Origin of the sequence: Paracoccus pantotrophus (assembly GCF_008824185.1) — a bacterium.
GTDB lineage: Bacteria > Pseudomonadota > Alphaproteobacteria > Rhodobacterales > Rhodobacteraceae > Paracoccus > Paracoccus pantotrophus.
This window is the reverse complement of the sequence record NZ_CP044426.1, coordinates 2214472-2239258: the sequence shown is the minus strand read 5'-3', so window position 1 is coordinate 2239258 and position 24787 is coordinate 2214472. Positions and strand designations below refer to the sequence as shown.

23 protein-coding genes are annotated in these 24787 nt (G+C 70.5%); 7 read left to right on the top strand and 16 right to left on the bottom strand.

Annotation, left to right across the window (positions count from 1 at the left end):
• The first annotated feature begins 52 nt into the window (after positions 1-52).
• On the top strand, positions 53-1678 hold the full coding sequence (locus ESD82_RS21605) for a DUF4139 domain-containing protein (protein WP_114668990.1): 1626 nt from the start codon (positions 53-55) through the stop codon (positions 1676-1678).
• A 275-nt stretch (positions 1679-1953) separates the two neighbouring features.
• On the opposite strand, the gene ESD82_RS21600 is transcribed toward ESD82_RS21605, so the two are convergent.
• From ESD82_RS21600 to ESD82_RS21590, 3 genes are all read right to left on the bottom strand, one after another.
• Positions 1954-2592: a 5'-methylthioadenosine/S-adenosylhomocysteine nucleosidase gene (locus tag ESD82_RS21600; RefSeq protein WP_147427419.1), complete on the bottom strand. Its 639-nt coding sequence runs from the start codon at positions 2590-2592 to the stop codon at positions 1954-1956.
• Positions 2593-2694: 102 nt separating this feature from the next.
• Positions 2695-4290: a PAS-domain containing protein gene (locus tag ESD82_RS21595; protein WP_024842770.1), complete on the bottom strand. Its 1596-nt coding sequence runs from the start codon at positions 4288-4290 to the stop codon at positions 2695-2697.
• Between the two features lie 75 nt (positions 4291-4365).
• Positions 4366-5709: an ActS/PrrB/RegB family redox-sensitive histidine kinase gene (locus ESD82_RS21590; RefSeq protein ID WP_024842771.1), complete on the bottom strand. Its 1344-nt coding sequence runs from the start codon at positions 5707-5709 to the stop codon at positions 4366-4368.
• A 91-nt stretch (positions 5710-5800) separates the two neighbouring features.
• Here ESD82_RS21590 and ESD82_RS21585 point away from each other — a divergent pair, with 91 nt between their 5' ends.
• From ESD82_RS21585 to ESD82_RS21575, 3 genes are all read left to right on the top strand, one after another.
• The gene (locus tag ESD82_RS21585; protein WP_147427420.1) at positions 5801-6442 is read left to right on the top strand and encodes an SCO family protein; all 642 of its coding nucleotides are present in this window, start codon (positions 5801-5803) and stop codon (positions 6440-6442) included.
• A 52-nt stretch (positions 6443-6494) separates the two neighbouring features.
• Positions 6495-7043: an ActR/PrrA/RegA family redox response regulator transcription factor gene (locus tag ESD82_RS21580; RefSeq protein WP_024842773.1), complete on the top strand. Its 549-nt coding sequence runs from the start codon at positions 6495-6497 to the stop codon at positions 7041-7043.
• An 83-nt stretch (positions 7044-7126) separates the two neighbouring features.
• Positions 7127-7435: an H-NS histone family protein gene (locus ESD82_RS21575; RefSeq protein WP_024842774.1), complete on the top strand. Its 309-nt coding sequence runs from the start codon at positions 7127-7129 to the stop codon at positions 7433-7435.
• A 44-nt stretch (positions 7436-7479) separates the two neighbouring features.
• Here ESD82_RS21575 and ESD82_RS21570 read toward each other — a convergent pair whose 3' ends face one another.
• The 3 genes from ESD82_RS21570 to ESD82_RS21560 form a co-directional block, all read right to left on the bottom strand.
• Positions 7480-8088 (bottom strand): HD domain-containing protein, encoded by a 609-nt coding sequence (locus ESD82_RS21570; protein WP_024842775.1) that lies wholly within the window; start codon positions 8086-8088, stop codon positions 7480-7482.
• A 147-nt stretch (positions 8089-8235) separates the two neighbouring features.
• Positions 8236-8757 (bottom strand): protein-export chaperone SecB, encoded by a 522-nt coding sequence (secB, locus tag ESD82_RS21565; RefSeq protein ID WP_024842776.1) that lies wholly within the window; start codon positions 8755-8757, stop codon positions 8236-8238.
• Positions 8758-8806: 49 nt separating this feature from the next.
• Positions 8807-9382, bottom strand: a complete 576-nt coding sequence (locus ESD82_RS21560) for an FxsA family protein (protein WP_024842777.1) — start codon at positions 9380-9382, stop codon at positions 8807-8809.
• A gap of 112 nt (positions 9383-9494) precedes the next feature.
• On the opposite strand from ESD82_RS21560, the gene ESD82_RS21555 reads away from it, so the two are divergent.
• Together ESD82_RS21555 and ESD82_RS21550 are read left to right on the top strand one after the other, a co-directional pair.
• Positions 9495-10151, top strand: coding sequence for a Tim44/TimA family putative adaptor protein (locus tag ESD82_RS21555; RefSeq protein ID WP_024842778.1), 657 nt, complete (start codon positions 9495-9497; stop codon positions 10149-10151).
• A 3-nt stretch (positions 10152-10154) separates the two neighbouring features.
• Positions 10155-10751 carry a Smr/MutS family protein gene (locus ESD82_RS21550; protein ID WP_024842779.1) on the top strand — a complete coding sequence of 199 codons (597 nt, stop codon included), beginning with the start codon at positions 10155-10157 and terminating at the stop codon, positions 10749-10751.
• Here the strand turns inward: ESD82_RS21550 and ESD82_RS21545 are convergent.
• The 4 genes from ESD82_RS21545 to hslV all read right to left on the bottom strand — a co-directional run bounded on the left by ESD82_RS21545 (position 10748) and on the right by hslV (position 14140).
• Complete coding sequence (locus tag ESD82_RS21545; protein ID WP_147427421.1) at positions 10748-11821, bottom strand: alpha/beta hydrolase; 1074 nt, start codon at positions 11819-11821, stop codon at positions 10748-10750. The two genes, ESD82_RS21550 and ESD82_RS21545, sit on opposite strands and share 4 nt — an antisense overlap.
• A gap of 60 nt (positions 11822-11881) precedes the next feature.
• A complete protein-coding gene (locus tag ESD82_RS21540; protein ID WP_074990552.1) occupies positions 11882-12058 on the bottom strand; it encodes a PLD nuclease N-terminal domain-containing protein in 177 nt (58 codons plus the stop codon).
• A gap of 54 nt (positions 12059-12112) precedes the next feature.
• Entirely contained in the window at positions 12113-13417 is a 1305-nt protein-coding gene (hslU, locus tag ESD82_RS21535) for an ATP-dependent protease ATPase subunit HslU (RefSeq protein ID WP_147427422.1), read from the bottom strand.
• 168 nt (positions 13418-13585) lie between these two features.
• Positions 13586-14140 carry an ATP-dependent protease subunit HslV gene (gene hslV, locus ESD82_RS21530; RefSeq protein WP_024842782.1) on the bottom strand — a complete coding sequence of 185 codons (555 nt, stop codon included), beginning with the start codon at positions 14138-14140 and terminating at the stop codon, positions 13586-13588.
• 102 nt (positions 14141-14242) lie between these two features.
• Between hslV and ESD82_RS21525 the strand changes: the two genes are divergently transcribed.
• Positions 14243-15163, top strand: a complete 921-nt coding sequence (locus ESD82_RS21525; RefSeq protein ID WP_147427423.1) for a hypothetical protein — start codon at positions 14243-14245, stop codon at positions 15161-15163.
• A gap of 3 nt (positions 15164-15166) precedes the next feature.
• Here ESD82_RS21525 and trxA read toward each other — a convergent pair whose 3' ends face one another.
• The 6 genes from trxA to dapB are packed head-to-tail and all read right to left on the bottom strand — an operon-like array spanning position 15167 to position 24759.
• Positions 15167-15490 (bottom strand): thioredoxin, encoded by a 324-nt coding sequence (trxA, locus tag ESD82_RS21520; protein ID WP_011749068.1) that lies wholly within the window; start codon positions 15488-15490, stop codon positions 15167-15169.
• A 52-nt stretch (positions 15491-15542) separates the two neighbouring features.
• Positions 15543-18917, bottom strand: coding sequence for a double-strand break repair helicase AddA (gene addA / locus ESD82_RS21515; protein ID WP_147427424.1), 3375 nt, complete (start codon positions 18915-18917; stop codon positions 15543-15545).
• A complete protein-coding gene (gene addB / locus ESD82_RS21510; RefSeq protein ID WP_147427425.1) occupies positions 18907-21849 on the bottom strand; it encodes a double-strand break repair protein AddB in 2943 nt (980 codons plus the stop codon). The genes addA and addB overlap by 11 nt, the downstream gene beginning before the upstream one ends.
• A complete protein-coding gene (locus ESD82_RS21505; RefSeq protein WP_147427426.1) occupies positions 21842-22513 on the bottom strand; it encodes a nucleotidyltransferase family protein in 672 nt (223 codons plus the stop codon). The genes addB and ESD82_RS21505 overlap by 8 nt, the downstream gene beginning before the upstream one ends.
• Positions 22510-23928 carry a tRNA (adenosine(37)-N6)-threonylcarbamoyltransferase complex ATPase subunit type 1 TsaE gene (gene tsaE, locus ESD82_RS21500; protein ID WP_147427427.1) on the bottom strand — a complete coding sequence of 473 codons (1419 nt, stop codon included), beginning with the start codon at positions 23926-23928 and terminating at the stop codon, positions 22510-22512. The genes ESD82_RS21505 and tsaE overlap by 4 nt, the downstream gene beginning before the upstream one ends.
• A gap of 24 nt (positions 23929-23952) precedes the next feature.
• Positions 23953-24759 carry a 4-hydroxy-tetrahydrodipicolinate reductase gene (gene dapB / locus ESD82_RS21495; protein WP_147427428.1) on the bottom strand — a complete coding sequence of 269 codons (807 nt, stop codon included), beginning with the start codon at positions 24757-24759 and terminating at the stop codon, positions 23953-23955.
• Positions 24760-24787: the final 28 nt, after the last annotated feature.

Here is a 24787-nt window from a genome sequence, read left to right as displayed (position 1 = left end):
CATTTCGGCGCCCCCTCGCAGAGCTTGGCCGGGTCATGCCAAGGGGGGTCCGATGCGCCATCTGCTGATTTCCACCGCCATCCTGCTGGCCGGCCCCGCCCTGGCCGACCGGATCGAGACAACGGCCCGCGTCACCGAGGTCACCGTCTATCCCTGGGGCGCCGGCGTCACCCGCGAGGCCGACCTGGACCTGCCCGCCGGCGCGCATGAGCTGGTGATCCCCGGCATGCCCGCGGGTCTCGACCCCGCCAGCCTGCGCATTTCGGCCGAGGGCGCGGTGATCGGCGCAACCGGCTTCCAGCAGGAACGCGCCCTGCCGGAAACCCCGGCGAAATCCCCCGAACTGCGCGCCGCCGAGGACGAGGTCCGCCGCCTGAAGGCCGCGCTGGCCGAACGCGATGCCGGCGTGGCCGAGATCAAGGCACGGGCCGAGGCGGCCGAGGACAGCATCGCGTTCCTGATGAAGCTGGCCGAATCCGACGCCGCCAGCACCACCGACATCGCCGCCCTGACCCGCATGGTGGGCGAGCAGTTGCTGCAAGCGCGCCGGACCGCCATCCGCGCCAGGCTCGAGGCCGAGGCCGCCGATGCGGGACGCGAGGAACTGGCCGAGGACCTGGCCCGCGCCGAGGCCCGGCTCGCGGCGCTGCGCGGCCCGGACGCGGATCGCGGCGCGCTGGTGATCGCCGTGCAGGGGCAGGGCCAGCCGGCCCGCATCCGCATCACCAGCCTGACCGGCGCGGCGAGCTGGAGGCCGGTCTACGACCTCACCCTGCAGCGCAAGGAGGGCAGGCTGCGGCTGGATCGCGGCTTGCTGGTGCGGCAGGATACCGGCGAGGACTGGCGCGGCGTGCATCTGGTCCTGTCCACCGCCCGGCCGATGGACCAGTCGGCGCCCAGCGAGTTGCAGCCGGATTTCCCGCGCATCGGCGACCCCGAGGCCAAGCTTTACAGCCGCTCAGCCGCGCCTATGGCCGAAGCCGCCATGGATTCGATGGAACACGTCGCCGCCGCGCCGGCACCCGTGGCCGGCGCGGCCCTGACCGGCCTGGTGGGCGAAACCGTGGTCTATGACTATCCGACGCCGGTGGATATGCGTACCGGCGCCGATGCGCTGCGCCTGCCGCTGGATCGGCACGAACTGGCGCCCGAGATCGTCGCCGAGGCGGTGCCGCGACGCGACGACACCGCCTATCTGGTGGCGGATACGGTGAACTCCACCGGGGCGGTGATCCTGCCGGGCGACGCGAGCTTCTATGCCGATGGCGCCATGGTCGGGCGCGGCGCGCTGGACCTGACCGCCGCCGGGGACGACATGAAGCTGGGTTTCGGCCCGCTGACCGGCATCCAGCTGGAACGCCGCGTCCCCGACGAGATCGAGGGTAATCGCGGGCTGATCTCGAAATCCTCGGAGCGGCGGGAAACCGCGATCCTGATGGTGCGCAACCTGACGGGCGAAGAATGGCCGCTGCGGGTGATCGACCGCGTGCCGGTCTCGACCCAGGAAAACCTGCGCATCGACTGGTCCGCCGATCCCAACCCCGACGAAACCGACCCGGACGGCAAGCGCGGGCTCCTGGTCTGGAACGGCCGGATCGGCGCGGGGGAGGAGCGCAACATCACCCTGACCACCACGATGCGCTGGCCCGAGGGGCAGGTGCTGATCGGCGGCGACTAGGCGCCTTGCCCGCCGGCAGGGGCAGCGAAGGCTGTTCAGACCCTTCACGCTTTCGGTCGACGGGTCGATGATGCGCAGCCCGGCGGGGATCGGGATCGCCGGCGACGATGCCATAGCCCCTATCGCCGCGCCGGTGCCGGGCGATGGCGACATCCTGCAGGGCGGCGGCCGGCGCATCTTGGCCCAAGCCGGCCTGCCCCGATGACGCCCGCCATGATTGCCCCCGCGACGCGGCGAGGATGTCGGGGGCGCGATGCGACGGCTGCCTGCGCGCCTTACAGCGCCAGTTCGCCCCGCTCCAGCGCCTCGGCCAGCCGGTCCACGGCTTCGGCCAGCCGCTCGTCGACCAGGTGCAGATAGCGTGTCCAGTCCGAGAGCTGCGCCAGTTCCTCGGCCCCGTCCGAAATGCCGCGCAACCCGATCATCGGCAGGCCGTAACGCTGGCAGGCGCGCAGCACCGCAAAGCTTTCCATATCGACCATATCGGCGGCAATGGCGTCATAGGCGGCACCGCTGACGATGCTGGCCCCGGTCGCCAGGCTGGCCGAGGCGAGGCCGGGGATCTGCAAGGGCAAATCCACGCGCACCGGCAGGCCCGAAAGCGGCGTCTCGCCCCTGGCGAAACCCAGGGCCGAGGCATCCATGTCGCGATATTCCAGCGAGGCGACCTGGTAGACGCCCAGCTGCGCAAGCCGGCGCGAACCGGCAGAGCCCAGCGAGACCACCAGATCCGGCAACGCGCCCCGCGCCTCCAGGCCCGAGAGCGCCGCGGTCAGCGCGACCGCCGCCTCGACCGGGCCGACGCCGGTCATCAGCGGCGAGATCCGCGCCCGCAGCTGCGGGCCGTATTCGGCATCCACGGCCATGACGAACAGCACCCGCCGCCCGGCCAGAAGATCGGGCCCCGCAGTCACCGCCGTTCCCCCGCATTCGCCATCCGCCCGCTTGCCGCCATGACCCCTCTCCGACAGGTTTCGGCCAAAAAAGCGCAGCCGCGCCCGCGGGGCAAGACCCGATCAGCCGGTCAGGGCGCGCTGCATCGCCGTATTTCCGGCCGGCTCGGGCTTCTCGGCCGCGCCGGGCAGTTCGCGCCCGACCGGCAGGCTGGGCACCGGGGCGGCAAAGCTGAGCAGCAGGCGGGCGCCGGACAGTCCGCGCAGCCCCCAGGACAACAGCCCGCCCGCCGGCCCGGCCATGGCGCCGCGCAGCGGTTCCTCCGGCAGCGCCGCGTTCAGCGCCTCGCGCAGGGCGACCAGGCCGGGGCTGGCACCGCAGGCCTGGGTCCAGACCTGGACATGGCCCTCCAGCGTGCCGGGGGCGGCGGCGCCCCAAAGCTCGGCATAACGGCGGTTCGAGATCAGCAGCTCGCCATTGGCGGCAAAGACCGCCACCGCATCCTCAAGCGCGTCCAGCACCTCGGCGCCCAGCGACAGGTCGGCACGGAACTTGCGGGTCAGCGAGATTTCCGAGGTGATGTCCTCGAACAGGAAGGCCACCGCGCCGTCGGGATGCGGCCGGCCGGTCACGCGATAGGTCTGCCCGCCGGGCAGCGACCACATCTCGACATGGTGCCCCGAGGAGGCCGCGGCCTCCAGCGTGCTCATCTGGTTGCGCCAGCTGCGATAGTCCTTGGGCTCGGGCACCATCCGCGCCTCGCGCAACCGGTCCAGGAAGGCGTAAAGCGTCGGCCGCGCGGTCAGGAAGCCGGTGGCAAGCCCGGTCAGGTCGATCAGCGCCGGGTTGAACAGCTGCAGGTTGCGCTCGCGGTCAAAGATCGCCAGCCCGATGGGCAGGTCGGCAAAGGTCTTGGTCAGGGTCTGGACGAATTCGCGCAGCGAGCGTTCGGCCCGCACCGCCGCATCGGCGGGCAGGGCGATGGCGACGGTCTGCCCGCCGATCTCGTGCAGGTGGCAATCATACCAGCGGCTCTGCCCGTCATGTTCGATCTGCATCCGCCGCGCCCCGCCGGGAGCGGCAGGCTGGGCCGGCCGGGCCGCGAGGTCGATGATCCGCGGCAGGGGCCAGACCGTCTGTCCCTGGGCCTTGGCCTCGGCCAGGTTCAGATAGGCGGAATTGGCCCAGGTGACCTGGCCCTGCACATCCTGCCGCCAGGCCAGCATCGGCGAATGGTCCATGGCGCTGCGCAGGATTTCCAGCTCCTGCTCCATGGCATGCAGGGACAGCGAATCGACCAGGATGCCGGCATCCTCGGCCGCCGGGTCGGCAAGCGTCAGCCGCAGCAGCCCCTCGCCCAGATCCTCGGCCAGAAGCCGCAGCGGGCTGTGGCCTCCGCGCTCTTGCAATTCGACCCGCGCGGCTCCGCCCAGGTCGGGCAGCAGCGCACCGAACTCCGGCAGGCGCATGCCCAGCCATGCGCTGAGCCGCTGCCATTCGCTGTCGCCCGGCAGGCTGGCCAGCAGGGTGCGCGCCGGCGCGGTCGCATCGACCAGCGTCCCGTTGCGGAACAGGAAGGCGATGGGTTCAAGCGCGCGCTCCAATCCGCGCGCCGCCGGCGCTGCGGCAAGACGCCGGTCCGCCAGGCGCAGCGCCGCCAGCGCCAGCAGGATCGCCAGCCCCGCCGCCGCAAAGGCGATAAGGAATTGCGCAACCATCGAAGCATCCCCGAACGATACAGCCAGATACAACTATAACGGGATGTTTTAAGAAGTGGTTAACGCAACCGGGGATCAGGCCAGAATCTCGGGGTTGGGCCCCAGGGCGGCGCGATTGCCGGTCTCGATCATGTCGCGCGGCCATGTCACCAGGATCTCGGCGCCGCCCTTGGCGCCATTGGCAAAGCGCAGCCGCGCGCCCGAGCGTTCCAACAGCGCCTTGGCGATGAACAGGCCCAGCCCCATGCCTTCGTAGCTGCGGCCATCCTCGGCCCGCGGGCGGGTGGTCAGGAAGGGGCTGCCGATGCGCGGCAGCAGCGCGGGCGGAAAGCCCGGCCCGTCATCGGCGATCCGCACCCACAGGTCGCGGCGGTCCGCGCCGGTTTCGATGGTCACGCGCCGGGCGGCGAAATCGACGGCATTCTGGATCAGGTTGCGCAGCCCGTGGATCACCGCGGCGTCGCGCTGGACGATCAGCGGCTCGGGTGCGGGCTGGACCACGATCTCGGCGCCGCGGCCATGATGCGGGGCGGCGGCCTCGGCCAGCACCTCGGTCAGCGGGGCCGAGCGGATCAGCAGGTCGTCTCGCCCGGCGCTGCCCATGGATTTCAGGATGTCGCGGCAGCGGTCGGCGGATTGGCGCAGCAGGGCGACATCCTCGGCCAGATCCTCGCGTTCGGGCAGGGCCTCGGCCAGCTCGTCGGCCAGCTCGGCGCCGACCAGCTTGATCGTGGCCAGCGGCGTGCCCAGCTCATGCGCGGCGGCGGCGACCACCCCGCCCAGATGTTGCAGCCTCTGTTCGCGCTCAAGCGCAAGGCGGGCGGCGAACAGCGCGTCCGAGGTGGCATTGACCTGGGCCGCCACCAGCCGGGCATAGCCGGCAAAGAACACCGCGCCGATCACGATGGCGAACCAATGCCCGACCAGCAGCGGCTCGCGCAGCGCCACCAGCCCCTCCGGGCCGAAGGTCAGCGGCTGCGCACAGATCGCCGACAGCGTGACCATCAGGAAGGTGGCGGCCCCCAGCGCCAGCAGCTGCCGCGGCGGCAGGGCGGTGGCCGCGACCGTCACCGGCGCCAGCAAAAGCAGCGCGAAGGGATTGGCAAGCCCGCCGGTCAGCGCCAGCAGCGCCGCCACCTGCCCCAGGTCGAAGCCCAGCTGCCAGGCCGCCTCGTGGGCCGAGATGCGCCGGTCCGGCCGCGTCGTCAGCGCCAGGTTCAGCGCCACCGCCAGGCCGATCACCGCCAGCACCGCCGCCAGCGGGAAATCCGCCCCGATCGCCAGCGCCGCGCCCACGGCGGCCAGCTGGCCGGTGATCGCCACCCAGCGCAGCAGGATCAGGGTGCGCAGGCGGATCGGCTCGGGCGCGGGCTGGCCGGGCAGCGGGTGGATGCGGCGGAAAACAAGACCGAAGGGCACGCGGGGGTCTTTCTGATGGGGACGGGCTTTGGCATTGATACCCATGGCCGGATGGGCGATCAATGCGTCCAAGCGGACGGAGACGCGCCTGATGGGCAAAGACGGAACGATCCTGATCCTCGGCAGCCTGGCCGCAGTCCTGATGCTGGTGACGGGCGGACTGTGGCTGTCGCGCGGCGGGGCCGATCCCTTTGCCCCCTGCCGCCAGAGCGGCGTCCAGGGCGGGCTGGACAGCCTGGGCGCGCCTTTCGAGTTGACCGATCAGGACGGGCGGCGGGTCAGCGACCGGCAGGTGCTGGCGCAGCCGGCGCTGGTTTATTTCGGCTATACCTATTGCCCGGATGTCTGCCCCCTGGACAGCGCCCGCAATGCCGAGGCCGTGGCGATGCTGGAGGAACGGGGCATAATGGTCACGCCGGTCTTCATTTCCGTGGATCCCAAACGCGACACCCCCGAGGTTCTGGGCGATTTTGCCGAAACCATGCATGAACGCATGATCGGATTGACCGGAACCCCGGCCGAGATCGATGCGGTCGCGAAAGCCTGGCGCAACTATTACAAGGTGAATGACCAGGAGGATCCGCAGAACTATCTGGTGGATCACATGACCAATACCTATCTTGTGATTCCCGGTATCGGCACTGTCGAACTCTTCGGCCGCGAGCTTTCCGCGCAGAAACTGGCGGAACGCACCGCCTGTTTCATTGACGCAGCGTCAGGCAACGGGGTTTGACCGACTGGACAAAACACTCTAATCAACAGTGAACTTTCAAGGGCAAGTGAATATGGCAGAGGATTACCAAATCGGTCCCGACCCCAGCCTGCTTCTGGTCGACGACGACGAGATCTTTCTGAACCGTTTGGCCCGTGCGATGGAAAAACGCGGTTTCTCGGTCGCCCGCGCCGTCTCGGTCGCCGAGGCGCGGACGGCGGTGGCCGAACACCCGCCGGCCTATGCGGTGGTCGATCTGCGGCTTGAGGATGGCAACGGGCTTGATGTGGTGGATGCCCTGCGCGAGGCGCGCGCGGATGCCCGGATCGTCGTGCTGACCGGCTATGGCGCCATCGCGACGGCGGTGGCTGCGGTCAAGATGGGGGCGACGGATTACCTGTCGAAACCCGCGGATGCCGACGACGTGACCCACGCGCTCCTGGCGCGGGGCGAGACCTTGCCCCCTCCGCCCGAAACGCCGATGTCGGCCGACCGGGTACGCTGGGAACATATCCAGCGCGTCTATGAGCAATGCGACCGCAATGTCAGTGAAACGGCGCGCCGCCTGCATATGCACAGGCGGACTCTCCAGCGGATTTTGGCCAAACGCAGCCCGCGTTAATAATCCGGTTCTCAAAAAAGATTGCAATCCATATTGGAATGCAAATAGTGAGAATACATACTGCCAAAACCAGGGATAACGATATGAGCATTGATCTGGACGCAATGTCCTTGCGGGAACTTCGGGATCTGCGCAACAAGCTCGACCGCGCCATTTCCACCTTCGAGGATCGTCGCAAGCGCGAGGCGCTGGCGGCTGCCGAAAGTGCGGCGCGCGAATATGGCTTCAACCTTGCCGATCTGACCGTCGCCAAGCAGGCGCGCGGCAAGGTGGCGCCGAAATACGCCAATCCTGCCGATCCCTCGCAGACCTGGACCGGCCGCGGCCGCAAGCCGCGCTGGGTGCAAGAGGCACTGGATGCCGGCAAGAAACTGGACGCCATGGAAATCTGAACCCAAAGCCCCGTATCCCGGATGCGGGGCTTTTTCCATCGCGATCACGGCTTGCGGTCGATTTCCGCAATAAGTTCGGAAAAGCGCGATAAAAACGCATTGCGCGTTTCCAGGGGCGGGCGCAGGCGTATTTCCAGCCCCTGCAGCAATTCGGGCCGCGGCGCAGGAAACAGGCGATCCGCCTCGGCCCTGGAAAACCCGGCGATCTGCACGGCCTCCAGCCAGGCCGAGATCCGGTCGGCCCGCTTGATCGCGCGCTTGACCGCCGCCGGCAATTGCGCGGGCAGGCCGAAGCGGCGGTGGATCGCCGCCGCCAGCCGCGCATCCATTTCCCCGTATTCCCGCCCAAGCGCCGCCTTCACCGGCGAGATCATGTCGCCAATGACATATTCCGGCGCGTCGTGCAGCAGCGCCGCCAGCCGCCAGCGCGGCGCGCAATCGGGGTTGCTGCGGGCGTGGATCTCCTCGACCAGCAGTGAATGCTCGGCCACGCTATAGGCCCAGTCGCCGCGGGTCTGGCCGTTCCAGCGCGCGACGAAGGCCAGCCCATGGGCGATGTCGCCGATCTCGACATCCATCGGCGTCGGGTCCAGAAGATCCAGCCTGCGCCCCGACAGCATCCTCTGCCAGGCCCGTTTCGCGCCTTTCGCCATGCCGCTCTCCGTCTTGTGCCGCGCGAAACTAGCGCCATCCCGGCGGCCGCGCCAGCACCGCACGGGCGACAGCGCCGGGCAAGCGAAAGGCCCGCGGCCGGGGGACCGCGGGCCGAAACCGGCCTGCCTCACGCAGAAGTGATCGGCTCAGGACAGCGGCTGGTCGGCCGGCCGCTGGGCCTGCGCCCGGCGCGCGATTTCCTGGCGGTACAGCGCCACGAAATCCACCGGGTCCATGTTGAAGGGCGGAAAGCCGCCGTCGCGGGTCATGTCCGACACGATGCGCCGCACGAAGGGGAACATCATGCGCGGGCATTCGATCATCAGGAAGGGGTGCAGCTGGTCCTCGGGCACGCCCTCGACATGGAAGATGCCGCCGTAATCCAGCTCGCACAGGAACAGGGGGGCCTTGTCGGCGGCGTTCGCGGATTGCACGCGGAACTTGCTGATCACCTCGTATTGGTGCTCGGTCGGGCGCTTGCGGGCATCCAGGCTGACCTGCACGCTGATTTCCGGCTGCACCTCGCCCGAGGGCAGGCCCTTTTGCGCCACCGCGTTCTCAAAGGACAGGTCGCGGATATATTGCGTCAGGATCTGCATCCGCACGGCCGGCTGCGCGGCGTTCTGGGCCTCGGGCGCGGCTGCGTCGCTGTTATTCTCGTCGCTCATGGAAATCTCCTCGGATCTGAGGGGGTTCTAGCACCCCGCCGCCCGGCGCTCAATGCCGGGTCCAGCCGGAATTGCCGCGCCGAGGAGGCGTCGTGTCGCCCTGGTCCGTCAGCCCTTCGCGCACCGGGCCGGGCGGGTCGTCCTGCACCGAATATTCGCCGTCGATCACCCCGTCCTCGCCTTGGCGCCAGCCCGGACCGCGGCGAAAGCCCGCCGGATCGGCGCCGAAATCGCCCTCGGCGCCATAGCTTTGGCGATAGCTGAAGCCGGTACCCGTCACCCGCATGCGCGAGGCCATCTGCCGCAGGATCAGGCCGCGCACCGCCGGGATCAGCAGCAACAGCCCCAGCGTGCTGGTGAACAGGCCCGGCACCACCATCAGCAGCCCGGCGATCATCACCAGCGCGCCATGCGCCATCGGCCGGCCGGGATCGCGAAAATCCTGCATGGCGCGCTGCACGTCCAGCGCCGCCCGCGCACCCTGGTGGCGCATCACCGCAACGCCGGCCACGGCCGAGGCCAGGACCAGCGCGATGGTGGGCAAAACGCCGATCGCGCCCCCCACCTGGATGAACAGCGCGATCTCGACGATCGGCAGGATCACGAAGGGCAACAACAGCCACATAACGCCTTTTTCCTCCGGCACTTCTATTTCCGGCACCCAAACTGGACTTGGGCCGGTCCCCACCCTACATAAGCATGCGAAAGCGCCGTTACAAAGCTCGTTAGGTCCGTTGATGTCCAACCCCCTGCTGCAACTGCTCGTCCTCGCTGCGATCGCCGTGTTCCTGATCCTGCGCCTGCGCGGGGTTCTTGGCACCCGCGACGGCTTCGAATCGCCGCGCCTCCCCGAGGAGCCGGTGCAGCGCCGCCGCTTCGACGTGATCGACGGCACCGCCGAGGCGGGCGACAGCGACATCGCCGACCATGCCGAACCGGGCAGCCCCGCCGCCAAGGCCCTGGCCGAGATGAAGCGGGTCGAGCCGGATTTCGCCGTGGGCCCGTTCCTGTCCGGCGCGAAATCCGCCTATGAGATGATCCTGATGGCCTTCGAGCGCGGCGACCTGTCCGAGGTGCGCGGCTTCCTGGCGCCGCCGGTGGCCGAGGCCTTCGAATCGGTGATCGAGGATCGCAAGGCCCGCAACCTGACCACCGAGGCGCAGTTCCTGGGCACGCGCGAGACCGCGCTGGCCGGCGCCGAGTTCACCCCGGCGACCGGCATGGCCGAACTTTCGGTGCGCTTCGTCGGCGAGATGATCATCGCCACCCGCGACGCTGACGGCAACGTGGTCGAGGGCGATCCCAAGGCCGCCCGCAAGCAGCGCGACACCTGGACCTTCGCCCGCCGCATGGGTCAGGACGACCCGAACTGGCAGCTGGTCGCCACGGCCTGAACCATGGCACGGCGGCGGGGACTCTCGGCCGAGGACAAGGCCCTGTGGTCCCGCGTCGCCGCGACCGCGGTGCCGATGCACCCGGCCCGCAAGCAGGCCGAGCCCGCGCCTGCGCCCCAGCCGCTGAAAAAGCCGCCCGCCATGCCGCAGGCCGCGCCCCTGCCCTTGGCCGGGCTGCGCATCGGCGGGCAGCCCGGCTCGGGCTCGACCCGCCTGGACCTGTCTCCGCCCCCGCGCGAGGCGCTGCATGCCCAGCCCCTGCGCATGGACCACAAGACGCATCGCCAGATGACGCGCGGCAAGCTGGCGCCCGAGGCGCGCATCGACCTGCACGGCATGACCCTGGCCGTGGCCCAGCCGGTGCTGACCCGCTTCATCCTGCAAGCCAAGGCCGAGGGGCGGCGGCTGGTGCTGGTCATCACCGGCAAGGGACGCGAGGGCGGGCCCGACGCGCCGCTGCCGGTGCGGTCCGGCGCGCTGCGCCACAACGTGCCGCATTGGCTGCACATGCCGCCCCTGAACGCCGTGGTGCTGCAGGTCCGCCCCGCACATCGCCGCCATGGCGGCGAGGGCGCCTATTACGTCTACCTGCGCCGCTAGAAGGCCGGCGAGATCACGATCTGCGCCGCCCGCTCGGCATGCAGGGCCGCGCGGGTTAGCGGCCCGACCCCGCCGCCCACATCCGAGGAAAACACGCTGTTCAGCTCCTGCGCCTGCGACAGGATGCGCAAGAGCGCCGGCGAGGTCGCCACGTTGAAATGCCCGTCCCCGGTCGAGAAGGCGCCGACATCGACCAGCATCACCGGCAGGTCCGCCACCGGCCCGGCATCGGTCAGGCTGCCCAGCCGCACCGGCTCGGCCGAGATCAGCGCCGACAGGTTCAGCGCCCGGTCCCGCCCCGATGTGAAGATGACGAAGGGCTGCGGCAGCCTGCCGATGGCCCGGACCTGGGTGCGAAACACGCCCACGTCGATGTCGGGCGACAGCAGCACCACCGCGCCGATCCGGTCCAGGGTGCGGCGCTCGCCGGCGATGGCCATCTGGCGCAGGCTTTCCATCAGCAGCAGCGCGCCCATGGAATGCGCGACCAGGATCGCCCTGCCGCCCCCCGCCTGCGCGGCGATCTCGATGCTGCGCGCCAGCCCGTCGCGGGAATAGAGCACGCTGTCGCGATCCGCGGCATAGGCCAGCGGCTGCCCGCGCGACGGCCACGAGAAATGCAGCGGCACGCCGGGCAGGCGCAGGTCGCGCTCGATCTGGGCAAAGCGATACAAGCCCTCGGCGAAGGTGTTGTTATAGCCATGCACGAACAGCACCACGTCACGGTCGCCCGGCGGGCGGGCGGCAATGGCGCGGCGCAGCTCGGCCTGGAAATCCTCGGGCCGGGCGAAGCGGGCATAGTCCGAGACCAGGAAATCCCGCTGCGGATCGGGTGCCGCGCCCTGGCGGGGATAGGTGATGGTGCCGGGCCGCCGCTCGGGCGGGACCGAGACATCGACGCGGCCGAAGCTCACCCCCTCCTGCCGGCTGCCCGCGGGGGTGCGGTTGGTGGCGATATAGATGCGCTCGACATGGCCAAGCCGCGCCGCCTCGCGGGCGATGGTGATCTCGCCCCGCGGCGCGCAGGCCGCCAGCAGCAGCAACAGCGAAACAAGGATCCGCCCCGGCATGTCCCCCGCCCCTTCGTCTTGCGGGCGACAATGCCACCGCGGCAGGCGCGGGAAAAGCCCTCAGCCGTAATTCGCCTTGGGCCCCGCGAACCACCAGATGATGAAGCCCAGGATCGGCAGGATCGCCACCAGCGCGATCCAGATCAGCTTGGTGGTCATGGTCTCGTTGGTGTTGATGATCGAGGCGATGGCCCAGACATCCAGCACGAAGATGATGATGCCGAAAAGATAGTTCATGCGCGTCCCCCGCCGTTGCGTCATTCCACAACGGCGGGAAGGCGGCGGGGTTCCCTACAGCACATAGCGCGACAGGTCGGTCGAGCGCGCCAGGTCGCCCAGGTGCTTCTCGACAAAGGCCCCGTCCACCACCACCGTCTCGCCAGAACGGTCCGGCGCGCTGAAGGACAGCTCCTCGAACACCCGTTCCATCACCGTGTAAAGCCGCCGCGCGCCGATATTCTCGACCGAGCCGTTCACCTCGGCCGCGATGCGCGCCAAGGCCCGGATGCCGTCCTCGGTGAACTGGACCATCACCCCCTCGGTCGCCATCAGCGCGGTATATTGCCGGGTCAGGGCGTTGTCTGTCTCGGTCAGGATGCGGACGAAGTCCTCTTCGGTCAGCGCGCGCAGTTCGACCCGGATCGGCAGCCGGCCCTGCAATTCCGGCAAGAGGTCCGATGGCTTGGCGATGTGGAACGCGCCCGAGGCGATGAACAGGATATGATCGGTCCTGACCGGCCCGTATTTCGTGGAAACCGTGGTGCCCTCGATCAGCGGCAAGAGGTCGCGCTGCACCCCCTCGCGCGAGACATCGCCGCCGCGGGCGTCGGTCCGCGCGGCCACCTTGTCGATCTCGTCGATGAAGACGATGCCGTTTTCCTGCACCGCCTCCAGCGCGGCAGCCTTGACGGCCTCGTCGTCCAGAAGCTTGTCGGCCTCCTCGGCGATCAGCAGCTCATAGCTTTCCGCCACCGTCACCTTGCGCCGCACCCGGCGGCCGCCAAAGGCCTTCATCAGCCCCGACAGGTCCATCATGCCGCCCATGGCCCCCGGCTGGCCGGGGATCTCCATCATGCCGAAGGGGTTGGAATTGTCCTGCACCTCCAGCTCGATCACCGTGTCGTCCAGCTCGCCGCGCTTGAGCTTGTCGCGGAACATCTCGCGGGTCTGCTCGCGCGCGCCCTCGCCGGCCAGGGCGGCGACCACGCGGTCCTCGGCCGATTTATGCGCCCGCGCCTTGACCTCCTCGCGCATGCGCTCGCGGGTCTCGATGACGGCGGCATCGGCCAGGTCGCGGATGATCTGCTCGACGTCGCGGCCGACATAGCCGACCTCGGTGAACTTGGTGGCCTCGACCTTCAGGAAGGGCGCGCGGGCCAGCCTGGCCAGGCGCCGGCTGATCTCGGTCTTGCCGACGCCGGTGGGGCCGATCATCAGGATGTTCTTGGGATAGACCTCGTCGCGCAGGTCGTCGCCCAGCTGCCGGCGCCGCCAGCGGTTGCGCAAGGCCACGGCCACGGCGCGCTTGGCATCCCTTTGCCCGATGATGAAGCGATCCAGTTCGGACACGATTTCGCGCGGGGTCAGGTCGGACATTCGGGGCTCCTGTCTCATTCCGGCATCACTTAAAGCCGGCTCGCCGGTGTTTCAACCAAGCCGCCGGCAAGGACCGCAAACCGCGACGGAACGCACGCCATCCCGGCTTTCTCCGTTTTCCAAATACTCCCGGGGGACGCCCTGCAAGGGCGGGGGGCAGAGCCCCCTTTACCCCAGAATCTCGACGGTCAGATTGCCGTTGGTGTAGACGCAGATATCCGCCGCGATCGCCATGGCCTTGCGCGCCACCGCCTCGGCGTCCAGGTCGCTCTCCATCAGCCCGCGCGCGGCGGCCAGGGCGAAATTGCCGCCCGAGCCGATGGCGGCCACGTCATGCTCGGGCTCCAGCACGTCGCCGGCGCCGGTGACGACGAAGATCTCGCGCCCGTCGGTCACGATCAGCATGGCCTCCAGGTTGCGCAGATACTTGTCCATGCGCCAGTCCTTGGCCAGATCGACGCAGGCCCGCGCCAACTGGCCGGGCGCCGCCTCCAGCTTCTTCTCCAGTCGTTCCAGCAGGGTGAAGGCATCGGCGGTCGAGCCGGCAAAGCCCACCACCACGTCATGCCCGCCGGGGCTCAGCCGGCGCACCTTGCGCGCCGTGCCCTTCATCACCGTCTGGCCGACGCTGACCTGGCCGTCCCCGGCGACGACCACGCGGCCGCCGCGCCGAACCGCCAGGATGGTGGTGCCGTGCCAGCCGGGAAATTTGTCTTCGGACATGCCTCTCTCCGATCTCTCGCCTGTCGCGTCAGATATGGGCCGGGTGCGGCTTTCGCAACCCGCCCCTTCCGCCGCGCCGTCCCAGCCGCTAGCGTGCCGGCCATGACCCATGCCCCCGTCCTGCGCGTCTACCTGGAAGGCTCGATGCTGGAAACCGCGCGCGCGGGCAGCTTCAATTTCCTGACCGTGCTGCGCCGGGCGGTCGAGGCCAGGGGCTGGCGCGTCGAATGGCACCAGACCGGCACCTTGGCCCGCATGGCCGCGCCCCTGCGGGACGGCTATGCGCTGTTTCACATGGAGGCGCCGACGCATGCGCGCGCCCTGACCTTTCGCCGCGCCTATCACTATCCGTTCTGGCAGATCGAGCCGGTGCCGCAGCGCTGGCGCTTTGCCGTGGCACAGAGACGCTACGACCCCGCGGCGGTCGATCCCGAACCGGCCCGCGCCTTTGCCGAGCGGCTGCGCGCCCGCGTCCTGCCCGGTCCGCCGCCCCGGCGCGGCGACACGATCCTGGTGCCGCTGCAAGGCCATATCCGCCGCTGCCGCTCGTTCCAGACCATGAGCCCGGTCGAGATGCTGAAGGCCATCGCCGCCACCGGCCGGCCCACTGTCGCCACGCTGCATCCCAGGGAAAGCTATGACGAGGCCGACCGCGCGGCGCTGGCCGAACTGGCGGCGCGCCACCCGAACCTGCGGATCGGCGGCGACACCGCGCAGCTGCTGCGCGACTGCGCCTTCGTCGCCACGCAGAACAGCGCGGTGGCCTTCGACGGCTACCTGCTGGGCAAGCCGGCGGTGCTGTTCGGGCAGATCGACTTTCACCATATCGGCCTGAACGTCGCCGAGCTGGGCGCAGCACAAGCCCTGGCGCGCGCCGAAAGCCATGCGCCGGATTTCGACCGCTACCTGTTCTGGTTTCTTCAGCAGAACGCCATCAACGCCACGCTGCCCGATGCCGAGGCGCGGATCCTGGCGGCGATGCGCCGGGGCGGCTGGCCGATCGGCGCCGCCCCCGGCACTTAGGGATCAGATGGATTCGTCGATCCAGGCCTTCAGCGCGGCCTTGGGGGCGGCGCCGATCTTGTTCGACACGACCTGGCCGTCCTTGAACAGGAACAGCGCCGGGATGCCGCGGACGCCAAGCGCGGCGGGGCTTTCCGGGTTCTCGTCCACATTGACCTTCACGATCTTGACGCGGCCCTCGTATTCGGCGGCGAGTTCCTCCAGCGAGGGGCCGATCTGGCGGCAGGGACCGCACCATTCGGCCCAGAAGTCGACCACGACCGGGGTCGGGGACTGGCGGACTTCGCTGTCGAACTCGGCGTCGGAAACGGCTTGGGTATTGGCCATCGGGCTCTCCTGCAATGTGCCGGCCGGGCCGGCAGGGCGTATCCGTCAACAGCTAGGCACCGGGGCGGTTGTGGTCAAGGCCCGCCATCACCCGATCCAGCAAGGCGTCGGGCAGCGCCATCAGGCTGCGCGAGGCGGTCCAGAGCACCGCGACCTCGACCCGCCGCCCCGGCCAGATCAGCCGCAGCGCCGTGCGATAGGCGGCCATCTGGCGCAGGATGCCCAGCGGCACCGCCTCGGGCGCATCCGGCACTTCGCGGTTCGACTTGTAGTCCACCGCCAGGATGCGGCCCGGTTCCACCACCAGCCGGTCCACCGCGCCGGTCAGGGTGCCGATGCCCGGCAGCGGCGCGGCCAGCGCCACCTCGGACAGCAGCTCGGCCGCGTCGGACAGCGCGAAGACCTGCGCCAGGTCCGGCGCCTCGATCACCGCGCGCGCCTCGGCCAGCAGCGCCGCCAGATCCTCGGGGCCGGGCAGGCCGCCCTCGGCATCGGCCAGAACGTCGCGGGCCAGGGCGGGCCAACCGGCCGGATCGCGGCCCGGCAGATGCTCCAGCAGCAGATGCAGGCGGGTGCCGAACAGCATCGCCGCCGCCGCATCGCCCTCGCCGGGCGCACCGATCACCTTGGCCCCGCCCAGCGCCGTCGCGGCAACGGGCCGGACCTTTGCGGGGGCGGGCGGCGGCGGGGCGCGCAGCCAGTCCGGCTCGGCCAGCGCGGGCCTTTGCGACAGCACCGGCCGCGGCGCGTCCTCGGGCCAGTCGCCAAAGGACAGCCGCCGGATCTCGCCGCCCCAGGGCGCGGGCAGGCGTGTCTCGGCCAGGTCGGCACGGCCCATGCCGGCCTCGACCATGGCGTGCCAGCTGTCCTCGGCCGCGCCGGTCTCGCCCGCCGCGGCGACGATCAGCCAGCTTTCGGCGCGGGTCAGCCCGACATAGAGCAGCCGCTTGCGTTCCTGCAGCTGCCGCTCGGTCTGGAGCGCGGCCAGTTCCTCGACCGGATCAGGCCGTTCGCCCTTGCGGCCGCGCCACAGGGACAGCCCGTCCGGGCCGGGCAGCACGGGCGCCTCGCGCGGGGGTTTGCGCTTGGCCGCGTCGGGCATGATCACGATGGGACTTTCCAGGCCCTTCGAGCCGTGCACGGTCATCACCCGGATCAGCCCCTCGCCATCGCCGGCCGAGCCGGGCTGGCGGCGCACCTCGACATCGTCGCCGGTCAGCCAGACCAGGAAGCCGGTCAGCGAGGGCGTCTCCGAGCTTTCATAGGCCAGCGCCTGCGACAAGAGTTCGTCGATGCCGTCCTGCGCCTCGGGGCCCAGCCGGGCGATCAGCCGCTCGCGCCCGCCGTGGCGGATCAGCAGGCGCTGGATCAGGTCATAGGGGCGCATGAAGCCGGTCTGGCCCATCAGGTCGGCCAGCAGCTCGACCGCCTGGCGATGCGGCGATTCACGCAGCCGCCGCCACAGGTATTCGCCGCGTTTGCGCCCGGCGGCGAGGCGGTAAAGCTCCTCCTCGGTCAGGCCGAACAGCGGCGAGCGCAGGCAGGCGGCCAGCGACAGGTCGTCCTCGGGCGTGGCCAGCACCGACAAGAGGGCGCGGATATCCTGCACCGCCATCTCTCCGGCCAGCTTCAGCCGGTCGGCGCCGGCGACGGGCAGGTTCGCCGATTTCAGCGCCGCGATGATCTCGGCGAACAGGTCCGAGCGGCGCTGCACCAGGATCAGCACGTCGCCGGCGCGGATGCGGCGCACCGCGCCGGTCTTGGGGTCATGGATCGGCTGGCCCAGCATCTTGCCGATGGCGTCGGCGACGGCGCGGGCCAGTTGCACGGTTTCCGAATTTTCGGCCGGCTGGTCCACCGGATCGGTCCAGTCGCCCGGCTCGGGCTTTTCGGGCTTCGGGATCGCCGGCCACAGGTCCACCCGGCCCGGCATCGCGGTGCGAAAGGCGCGGTGCTGCGGCGGATCGCCCAGGCCGCGCGCCGCATCGCCGGCAAAGACCTGATCGACCAGCGACAGGATCGCGGTCGAGCTGCGGAAGGAATGCCGCAGCTCCAGCACCTGCATGGGATTCTGCACCGCCTCGAAGGCCTGGGCAAAGCCGGTGCGGCGGGCCTCGAACACCGCGATATCGGCACCCTGGAAGGAATAGATCGACTGTTTCGGGTCGCCCACCACGAACAGGCTGCGCGTCTGGTCGCGCGCCCCTTGCCCCGAGGTGAACTCGTCGGTCAGCCGCTCGATCACCTGCCATTGCGCCGGGCTGGTGTCCTGCGCCTCATCGACCAGGATATGGTCGATGCCGCCGTCCAGCCGGAACAGCACCCATTGCGCCATGCTGCTTTCCGACAAGAGCCGCGCGGTGCGGTCGATCAGGTCGTCGAAATCCAGATGGCCATGCGCGGCCTTCTGCGCCCGGTAGCGGGTCAGGAAGGCATGGCCGAAACGATGCAGCGCCAGCGTGCGCTCGGCATGGGCCAGCGCGATGCGGCGCGGGCGGGCGGATTCGACCCGCTCCATCAGGATCGCCAGGTCATCGATCAGTTCCGCGCAGGGGCCGCTGCGCAGCGCCCTGGTCGGGAAGCTGTCGTATTTCGCGGTGAACGGCGCCTTGGCGCCTGCCCCGGTCAGCAGCACGGATTCCAGGATCGCCAGTTCCGCCATGCCCGGCTGCGCCCAGTTGCCGGGCGCCAGCTTCGCCGCCGCCTTCTGGTCGTTCGCGCCGCTTTTCAGCAGATGCGGGATCAGCGCGGCAATGACCGTGGCCCCGTCGGCAAAGCATTCCGCCAGCAGCGCCTGCATGTCCTCGCCCGGCGCCAGCCCGCAGGCGGTCCAGAGCGCATCCCGGTCGGCGGGGGCCTCGAACCCGCGCAGACCGGCGAGGAAAGCGTCGAGTCTTTCGCCGGAATGCAGCGCCAGCAGATCCTCCAGCTCGGGCGCGCGCTCGCGGGCCATGTCCTCGATGATCTCGGCCCGGATCAGCGCCGCGCTGCGGTCGTCGAGCTCGGTGAAGCCATGCGGCACCCCGGCCTCGATCGGGAAGCGGCGCAGGACGCCGGCGCAGAAGCTGTGGATGGTCTGGACCTTGAGGCCGCCCGGCGTCTCGATGGCGCGGGCAAACAGCCGGCGCGCGGCGGGCAGGTCGGGGGCGCCCGCCTCGCCCAGCCGCGCCAGTTCGGCGCGCAGTTCCGCCTCGGGCAGCATGGCCCATTGGCCCAGCCGCGCCAGCAGGCGGTTCTGCATCTCGGTCGCCGCGGCCTTGGTATAGGTCAGGCACAGGATGCGCTCGGGCGCGGTCCCGGCCAAGAGCAGCCGCGCCACCCGGTCGGTCAGCACCCGCGTCTTGCCCGAACCGGCATTGGCCGTCAGCCAGGTCGAGCGATGCGGGTCCGCCGCCCGCACCTGCGCCAGCGTCGCCTCATCCATCATCGCCGAACCTCTGCGGGGCCGCGACCTCGGTCGTGTCCCATTCGCCATGCCGCGACAGGTGGTCGTAATCGCTGGCATGGTCGCTGCGTTCCATGGCCAGCCGGGCGGTAAAGCCGCGCTCGCCGTCCAGATAGCGGCGGATCAGGGTGACGAAGCCGGCCCAGCTTTCCTCGGCGAAGCCGGGGCTGAACTCGCGGCTTTCGGTTTTCCCCTCGCCGCCCAGCTGGATATAGCTGATGCCCTCGACCTCGGCCGGTCCCAGCGCCTTGAAGGCGCCGTGCCGGACCATCGCGGCCTCCAGCGGCAATTGCTTGTCGAAATGCGCGATCTGCTTGTCGGTCGGCGGCTTGCCGGACTTGTAGTCATAGACATGCACCCGGCCATCATGCAGCAGGTCCAGCCGGTCGGGCCGGGCGATCAGGCGGAAATCCAGGCCGGGGACGGCCTGCTCGCCATATTCCTCGACCAGGACGGGCCGGCCGTGCGCCAGCCTTTCGGCCTCGTCCGCCATCAGCCGGTCGGCGATGCCGGCGATCCGCGCCCGCCAGAACAGCCGGGCCGAAGGCCAGGGCACCTCGGCTTCCAGCACCGCGTCGGTAATCGCCAGCAGCCGCGCCTTCATGACCGGCGGCGTCTCGGCCAGATCGGGCAGGCCGCGCAGGAAGCGGTCCATGATGTGATGCAGGACATTGCCGCGCTCGGCCGCGTCGGGTTCGGGGCGCAAGGGGTCCAGCGCCCGCAGGCCCAGCACCCGGCGGGCATAGACGGCATAGGGGTCGCGGATCAGCGTCCTGACCTCGGTCACCGACAACTCGCGCAGGGCGGGCGGCGGCGGGAGGGGCGAGGGCCGCGGCGCCGGCGCCAGCCGCATGCGCGGCCGGGCCTGCAATTCGGCCAGGTCCAGCCAGCGCCGGCCGCGATCCCGCATCGCCGCCAGCGCCTGCGGCCCCTGCTGATCGGGCAATCCGCCCAGCAGGTTCACCAGCCGGTTCAGCCAGCGCGAGGGGATGGTCTCGGCCTCGGCATCGCGGCGGGCGCGGGTCAGCACCACCTGCGCCGCCGCCACGGCCTGCTGGAAGTCATGCGCGGCCAGGCCCACCCGGCGCTCGGGCAGGGTCAGCCCGGCGGCCAGCCGCATCGGCCGCGACAGCCACGGATCGGGCGGCAGCGCCTGCGGCCAGCCGCCCTCGTTCAGGCCCGACAGGATCACCAGCCCGGCATCCTCGCCCACCGCCTCGGTGCGCGCCTCGCGCGGGCCGCGGAAGCGGACCAGCGGATGCGCAGCCACGTCCTGACGCACGGCCTGGCCCTGCAATTCGTCGTAAAGCAGGTCGCAGAACTCGCCCGGCCGCAGGTCGTGGCCCAGATGCGCATGGGTGGCCAAGTGGTCCAGCACCAACCGCGCCAGCCCGCCCGAGCTCTTGGCCCAAAGCTCCGAGGCATCGGCATCGCCGCCCGGACCGGCGGCCAGATCCTCGGCCAGGGCGCGCAACTCGCGCAGCCGATCCGCCAAGGGCCGCGGCGCGCGGTCCTGCGCCAGCGGCACGATGCGGTCGAGCAGCCCGGCCAGCCACAGCGCCCAGGGCTTGCTGGAGGCGTCGCCACGATCCGCCCATTCCCGCAGCGCCGCGCCGTCGGGAAAGGCCGGTCCGTTGCGGCGCAGGTGCAGCTCCAGGTCGCGGCTATGGCGGTTGTGTTCGCGCCGGTAATCGGGGCCAAGGCCGGTGGCGGTAACCGGATGCTTGAGCAGCACCAAGAGCGCGTCCAGCATCATCTCGGCCCCGAAAAGGTCGGCGACATGGCGCAAAAACAGGCCGGGCGCGGTCAGCGGCAAGGGCTGGCCGGCGGAATCGTCGGGGATGATGCCCCAGCGGTCCAGCGCCGATTGCACGCGGCGGGTCAGCATCCGGTCGGCGGCGATCAGCGTCACCGGCTGGCCGCGCTCCAGCGCCTCGCGGATGACCAGCGCCACGGCCTCGGCCTCCTGCCCCGGCTGCTCGGCCTCGATCAGGGTCAGGCGTTCGGTCGCGGGGACCAGCGGGCCAAGGCGCGGGCCTTCCTCGATCCATTGGTCGGTGACGGGTGCCGGACGCAGCGCCAGCGAGATCAGCCGGTTGCGCGCCGGGTCGGGCGCCGTTCCGGGCAGCCATTCCGCCGGCGCGCCGAACTCGGCCAGCAGCGGCGCATAGCGCGCCTGCGGGTGATCTTCGGACAGCGCGTCGAGCCCGTCCCAGACGGCTTGCGGCAGGTCGGCATCGAAGCCGGGCAGCACCACCGCGCCCATCGGCAGCCGGGCGACGGCGCGCATGAAGTCCCGCGTCGCGCCATGCGAGCCGGTCGAGCCGGCGACGACCACCGGGCCTTGCGGCAGATCCTCGCCCCGTGCCCAGGCCGCGGCCAACGCCTCGGCCGCGGCGCGCTGGCGCGATTCGCGGTCCTGCGGCGGGTCGGACAGGTAATAGCCGGCGGCGATCTTCAGGAAGGCCAGCGCACGGCCCCAATGCTGGGCATGTTCGCTGGCGTCGATGCGGTCCAGCGCCTGCGCGTCCAGCCCCTCCAGCTGCATCTCGGCCATCAGCGCCGCCAGCGAGGCTGCGAGTTCCGGCACCGATTGCCCCTGCGCCAGGTCGGGATCGGCGCGCAGCGCGGCGTCGATCAGCCGGCCCAGCTCCAGCCGGCGCGCCAGCGGCGCCGTGGCCGCGCCGCCGCCCAGGTCGGCGATCAGCCGCAATTGCGGCAAAAGCAGCGGCCCGCGCCGGACAAAGGCCTGGCGCAGCGCCATCAGCGACTGGCCGGAATTGGCATAGACCGTGACCCGCGCCATGTCCTGCGGCGGGCGGTGGGCCATGCGCCGGATCAGCCCGTCGGCGAAGGCGCCGGGAAAGTCGGCGCCGCAGGGCAGGGCGAAGACACCGCTCTGCCAGTCAGGCATCGAGCAGCGCCTCGGCCAGCGGGATGCAGTCGGGGCGGCCGACATCGCACCATGCGCCGGGATGGATCAGACCATAGGCACGGCCCCCGGCGATCATCAGATCCCAGAGCCGGTTGAGCGAGAACACCTGTTCGGGGATCTCGGCCAGACGCTCGGGGCGGATGATCTGCACGCCGCCATAGACCAGGTCGCCCTTGCGGATCAGCCGGCCCGCCGGGCCGAGGCTGAAATCGCCGCCGCCCTGCCGGCCATGGGTCCGCTCCAGCGGCACCAGCATCAGCAGCGCGTCCATATCGTCGCGCCAGCCTTCCAGCAGGGCGCGGACCGGGTTCGGGCCGGTCCAGACCACATCCGGGTTCATCGTGATCACAGGGCCGGGGCCAAGCAGCGGCAGCGCCTTGCGCAGGCCGCCGCCGGTTTCCAGCAGCAGGTCGGTTTCATCGGAAATGGCAATGCCCTGCCCGGCGAGGTGATCGCGGATCTGGCCGCCCAGATGGTGGATGTTCAGCACCACCGGCCCGGCGCCCGCCTGCCGGCCCAGGGCCAGCGCCCGGTCCAGCAGCGTCCGGCCTCCGACCGCGATCAGCGGTTTCGGCAGCGTATCGGTCAGCGGCGCCATGCGGGTGCCCTTGCCCGCGGCAAAGATCATCAGCGGCAGGCTCATCCGGCGATGCCCTCGATCACCTCGGGCGTGGGAGCGGGGACGCCTTCCAGCGCCTTGGCCAGCGGCGCCAGCGCCGGATGCGCCAGGTCGCGCCGGATCGCCGCCCAGACGCGCGGCATCATCGCCAGATAGCGCCGCTTGCCCTCGCGCTGCGCCAGCCGGGTAAAGATGCCCATGATGCGCAGGTTGCGCTGCGCGCCCAAGAGCGCGTAGGCGGCGCGAAACCGCGCCTCGTCCACCCCGGTCGCGGCGATGTAGCGGGCGATCTGCGCCTCTTCGATCTCGGGCGCGACGTCGCGGCGCGCGTCCTGCAACGCCGAGACCAGGTCATAGGCCGGATGCACCGCCACCGCGTCCTGGAAATCCAGAAGGCCCAGCGGCGCCTCGTCCCGCCAGACGACATTCTCGGCATGGAAATCGCGCAGGCCCAGAACCGGGGGCATGTCGGCGGCCAGTTCGGCATGCAGCCGCTCGATCACCGCGGCGACCTCGGCGCCCTTGCCGGGCGCACCGGCGGCAGCGGGATAGTATTCGGCGAAAAGCCCGACCTGATGCGCCAGTTCCGGCCCGTCGAGGCGCAAGACAAAATCCGGCGGCTCGTGGCCGTGCAGCCGCACCAAGAGGTCGGTCATGCGGTCATAGATGCGCGGCGCCAGTTCGGGCTGCTGTTCCAGCACGCGGGCCACCAGGTCGTCGCCCAGATCCTCGATCAGCAGCAGGCCCTGGGCCTGGTCGGTGGCCAGGATCTCGGGCGCGTGCAGGTCCAGCGCCCGCAGCCATTGCGTCATGGCGACATAGGGCGCGGTCACGCCGGGCGAGGCATCCATCAGCACCGCGCTGCGCCCGTCATCCTCGACCAGCCGGAAATAGCGCCGCGACGAGGCGTCGCCGGCCAGCGGGACCAGCCGCGCCCCGGCCCAGCCGGCGCGGTGGATCAGCCGGGCGATGGCGGGCAGGCGGGTCATCAGGCCCCAATGCGGCTCGGACCCTGCCAGGGTGATGCGGCGCAGCTCGGGCGCATCGGCCAGCGGCTCCAGCCCCACGGTCAGCGCCCCCTCCAGCGGATTGCCATGCTCGGGCCATTCGACCAGCACGATCGCCTCGCGCATGGCCTCGTCGAGGCCAAGCTCGGCCAGTTCCTCGGGATGGGTCAGACGGTATAGGTCGGCGTGCCAGATCTCGGTCCCCAGGGGGTCGGCATAGGTCTGGACCAGGGTATAGGTGGGGCTGGGCACCTCTTCGGCCGCCTCGCCCTGGCGGGCGCGGATGAAGGCGCGGGCGAAATGGGTCTTGCCGGCGCCGACCGGCCCCTGAAGCGCCACCACGTCGCCAGGCTTCAGCACGGCCGCCATCACCCGCGCCAGGCAGGCGGTCAGGTCGGCATCGGCATCGTCAAGCGTCGCAAGCAGGGTCATGGCGTGAACCTAGACGCTGGAGGCTCAAAGACCAAGCACATCCGCCATGTCATATTCGCCCGGCCCCTTGTCCTGGCCCCACAGCGCCGCCCGCAGAGCGCCGCGGGCGAAGATCGCCCGGTCGGTGGCGACATGGCGCAGCACCACCCGCTCGCCCGCCGTGGCAAAGATCACGTCATGCTCGCCCACGATATCGCCGCCGCGGATGGCGCTGAACCCGATCGAGCCGGGGGCGCGGGCGCCGGTGATGCCCTCGCGCGCCGGGGTGCGCAACTCGTCCAGGCTGTGGCCGCGCCCCGCGGCGGCGGCCTCGCCCAGCATCAGGGCGGTGCCCGAGGGCGCATCGACCTTGCGGTTGTGATGCGCCTCGACCACCTCGATGTCCCAGTCCTCGCCCAGGGCGGCGGCGACCTTGCGGGTCAGCCCGACCAGCAGGTTGACGCCCAGGCTCATGTTGCCGGCGCGGATGATCGGCGCGTGGCGGGCGGCGGCCTTCAGCTTGTCCAGATGGGCGGGCTCGAAGCCGGTGGTGCCGATCACATGCACGGCGCGGGCCTGCGCGGTCAGTTCCGCGAAGGCCACCGTCGCCGCCGGGGCGGTAAAGTCGATCACTGCCTGCGCCTTGGCGATGGCCTCGACCGGATCGTCGGTGACGGTGATTCCCAGCGCCGCGCCGCCCATCGCCTCGCCCAGGTCGCGGCCGACCCAGGGGTTGCCCTCGCGCTCGATGGCGCCGACAAGGCGGGCCTGATCCGACCCCAGAACGGTGCGCACCAGCATCTGCCCCATGCGGCCCGACGCGCCCGTGATGACGATTCCCGGTTTTTCCATGCTCGATCCCCCGTTTCCGGCATGTCTA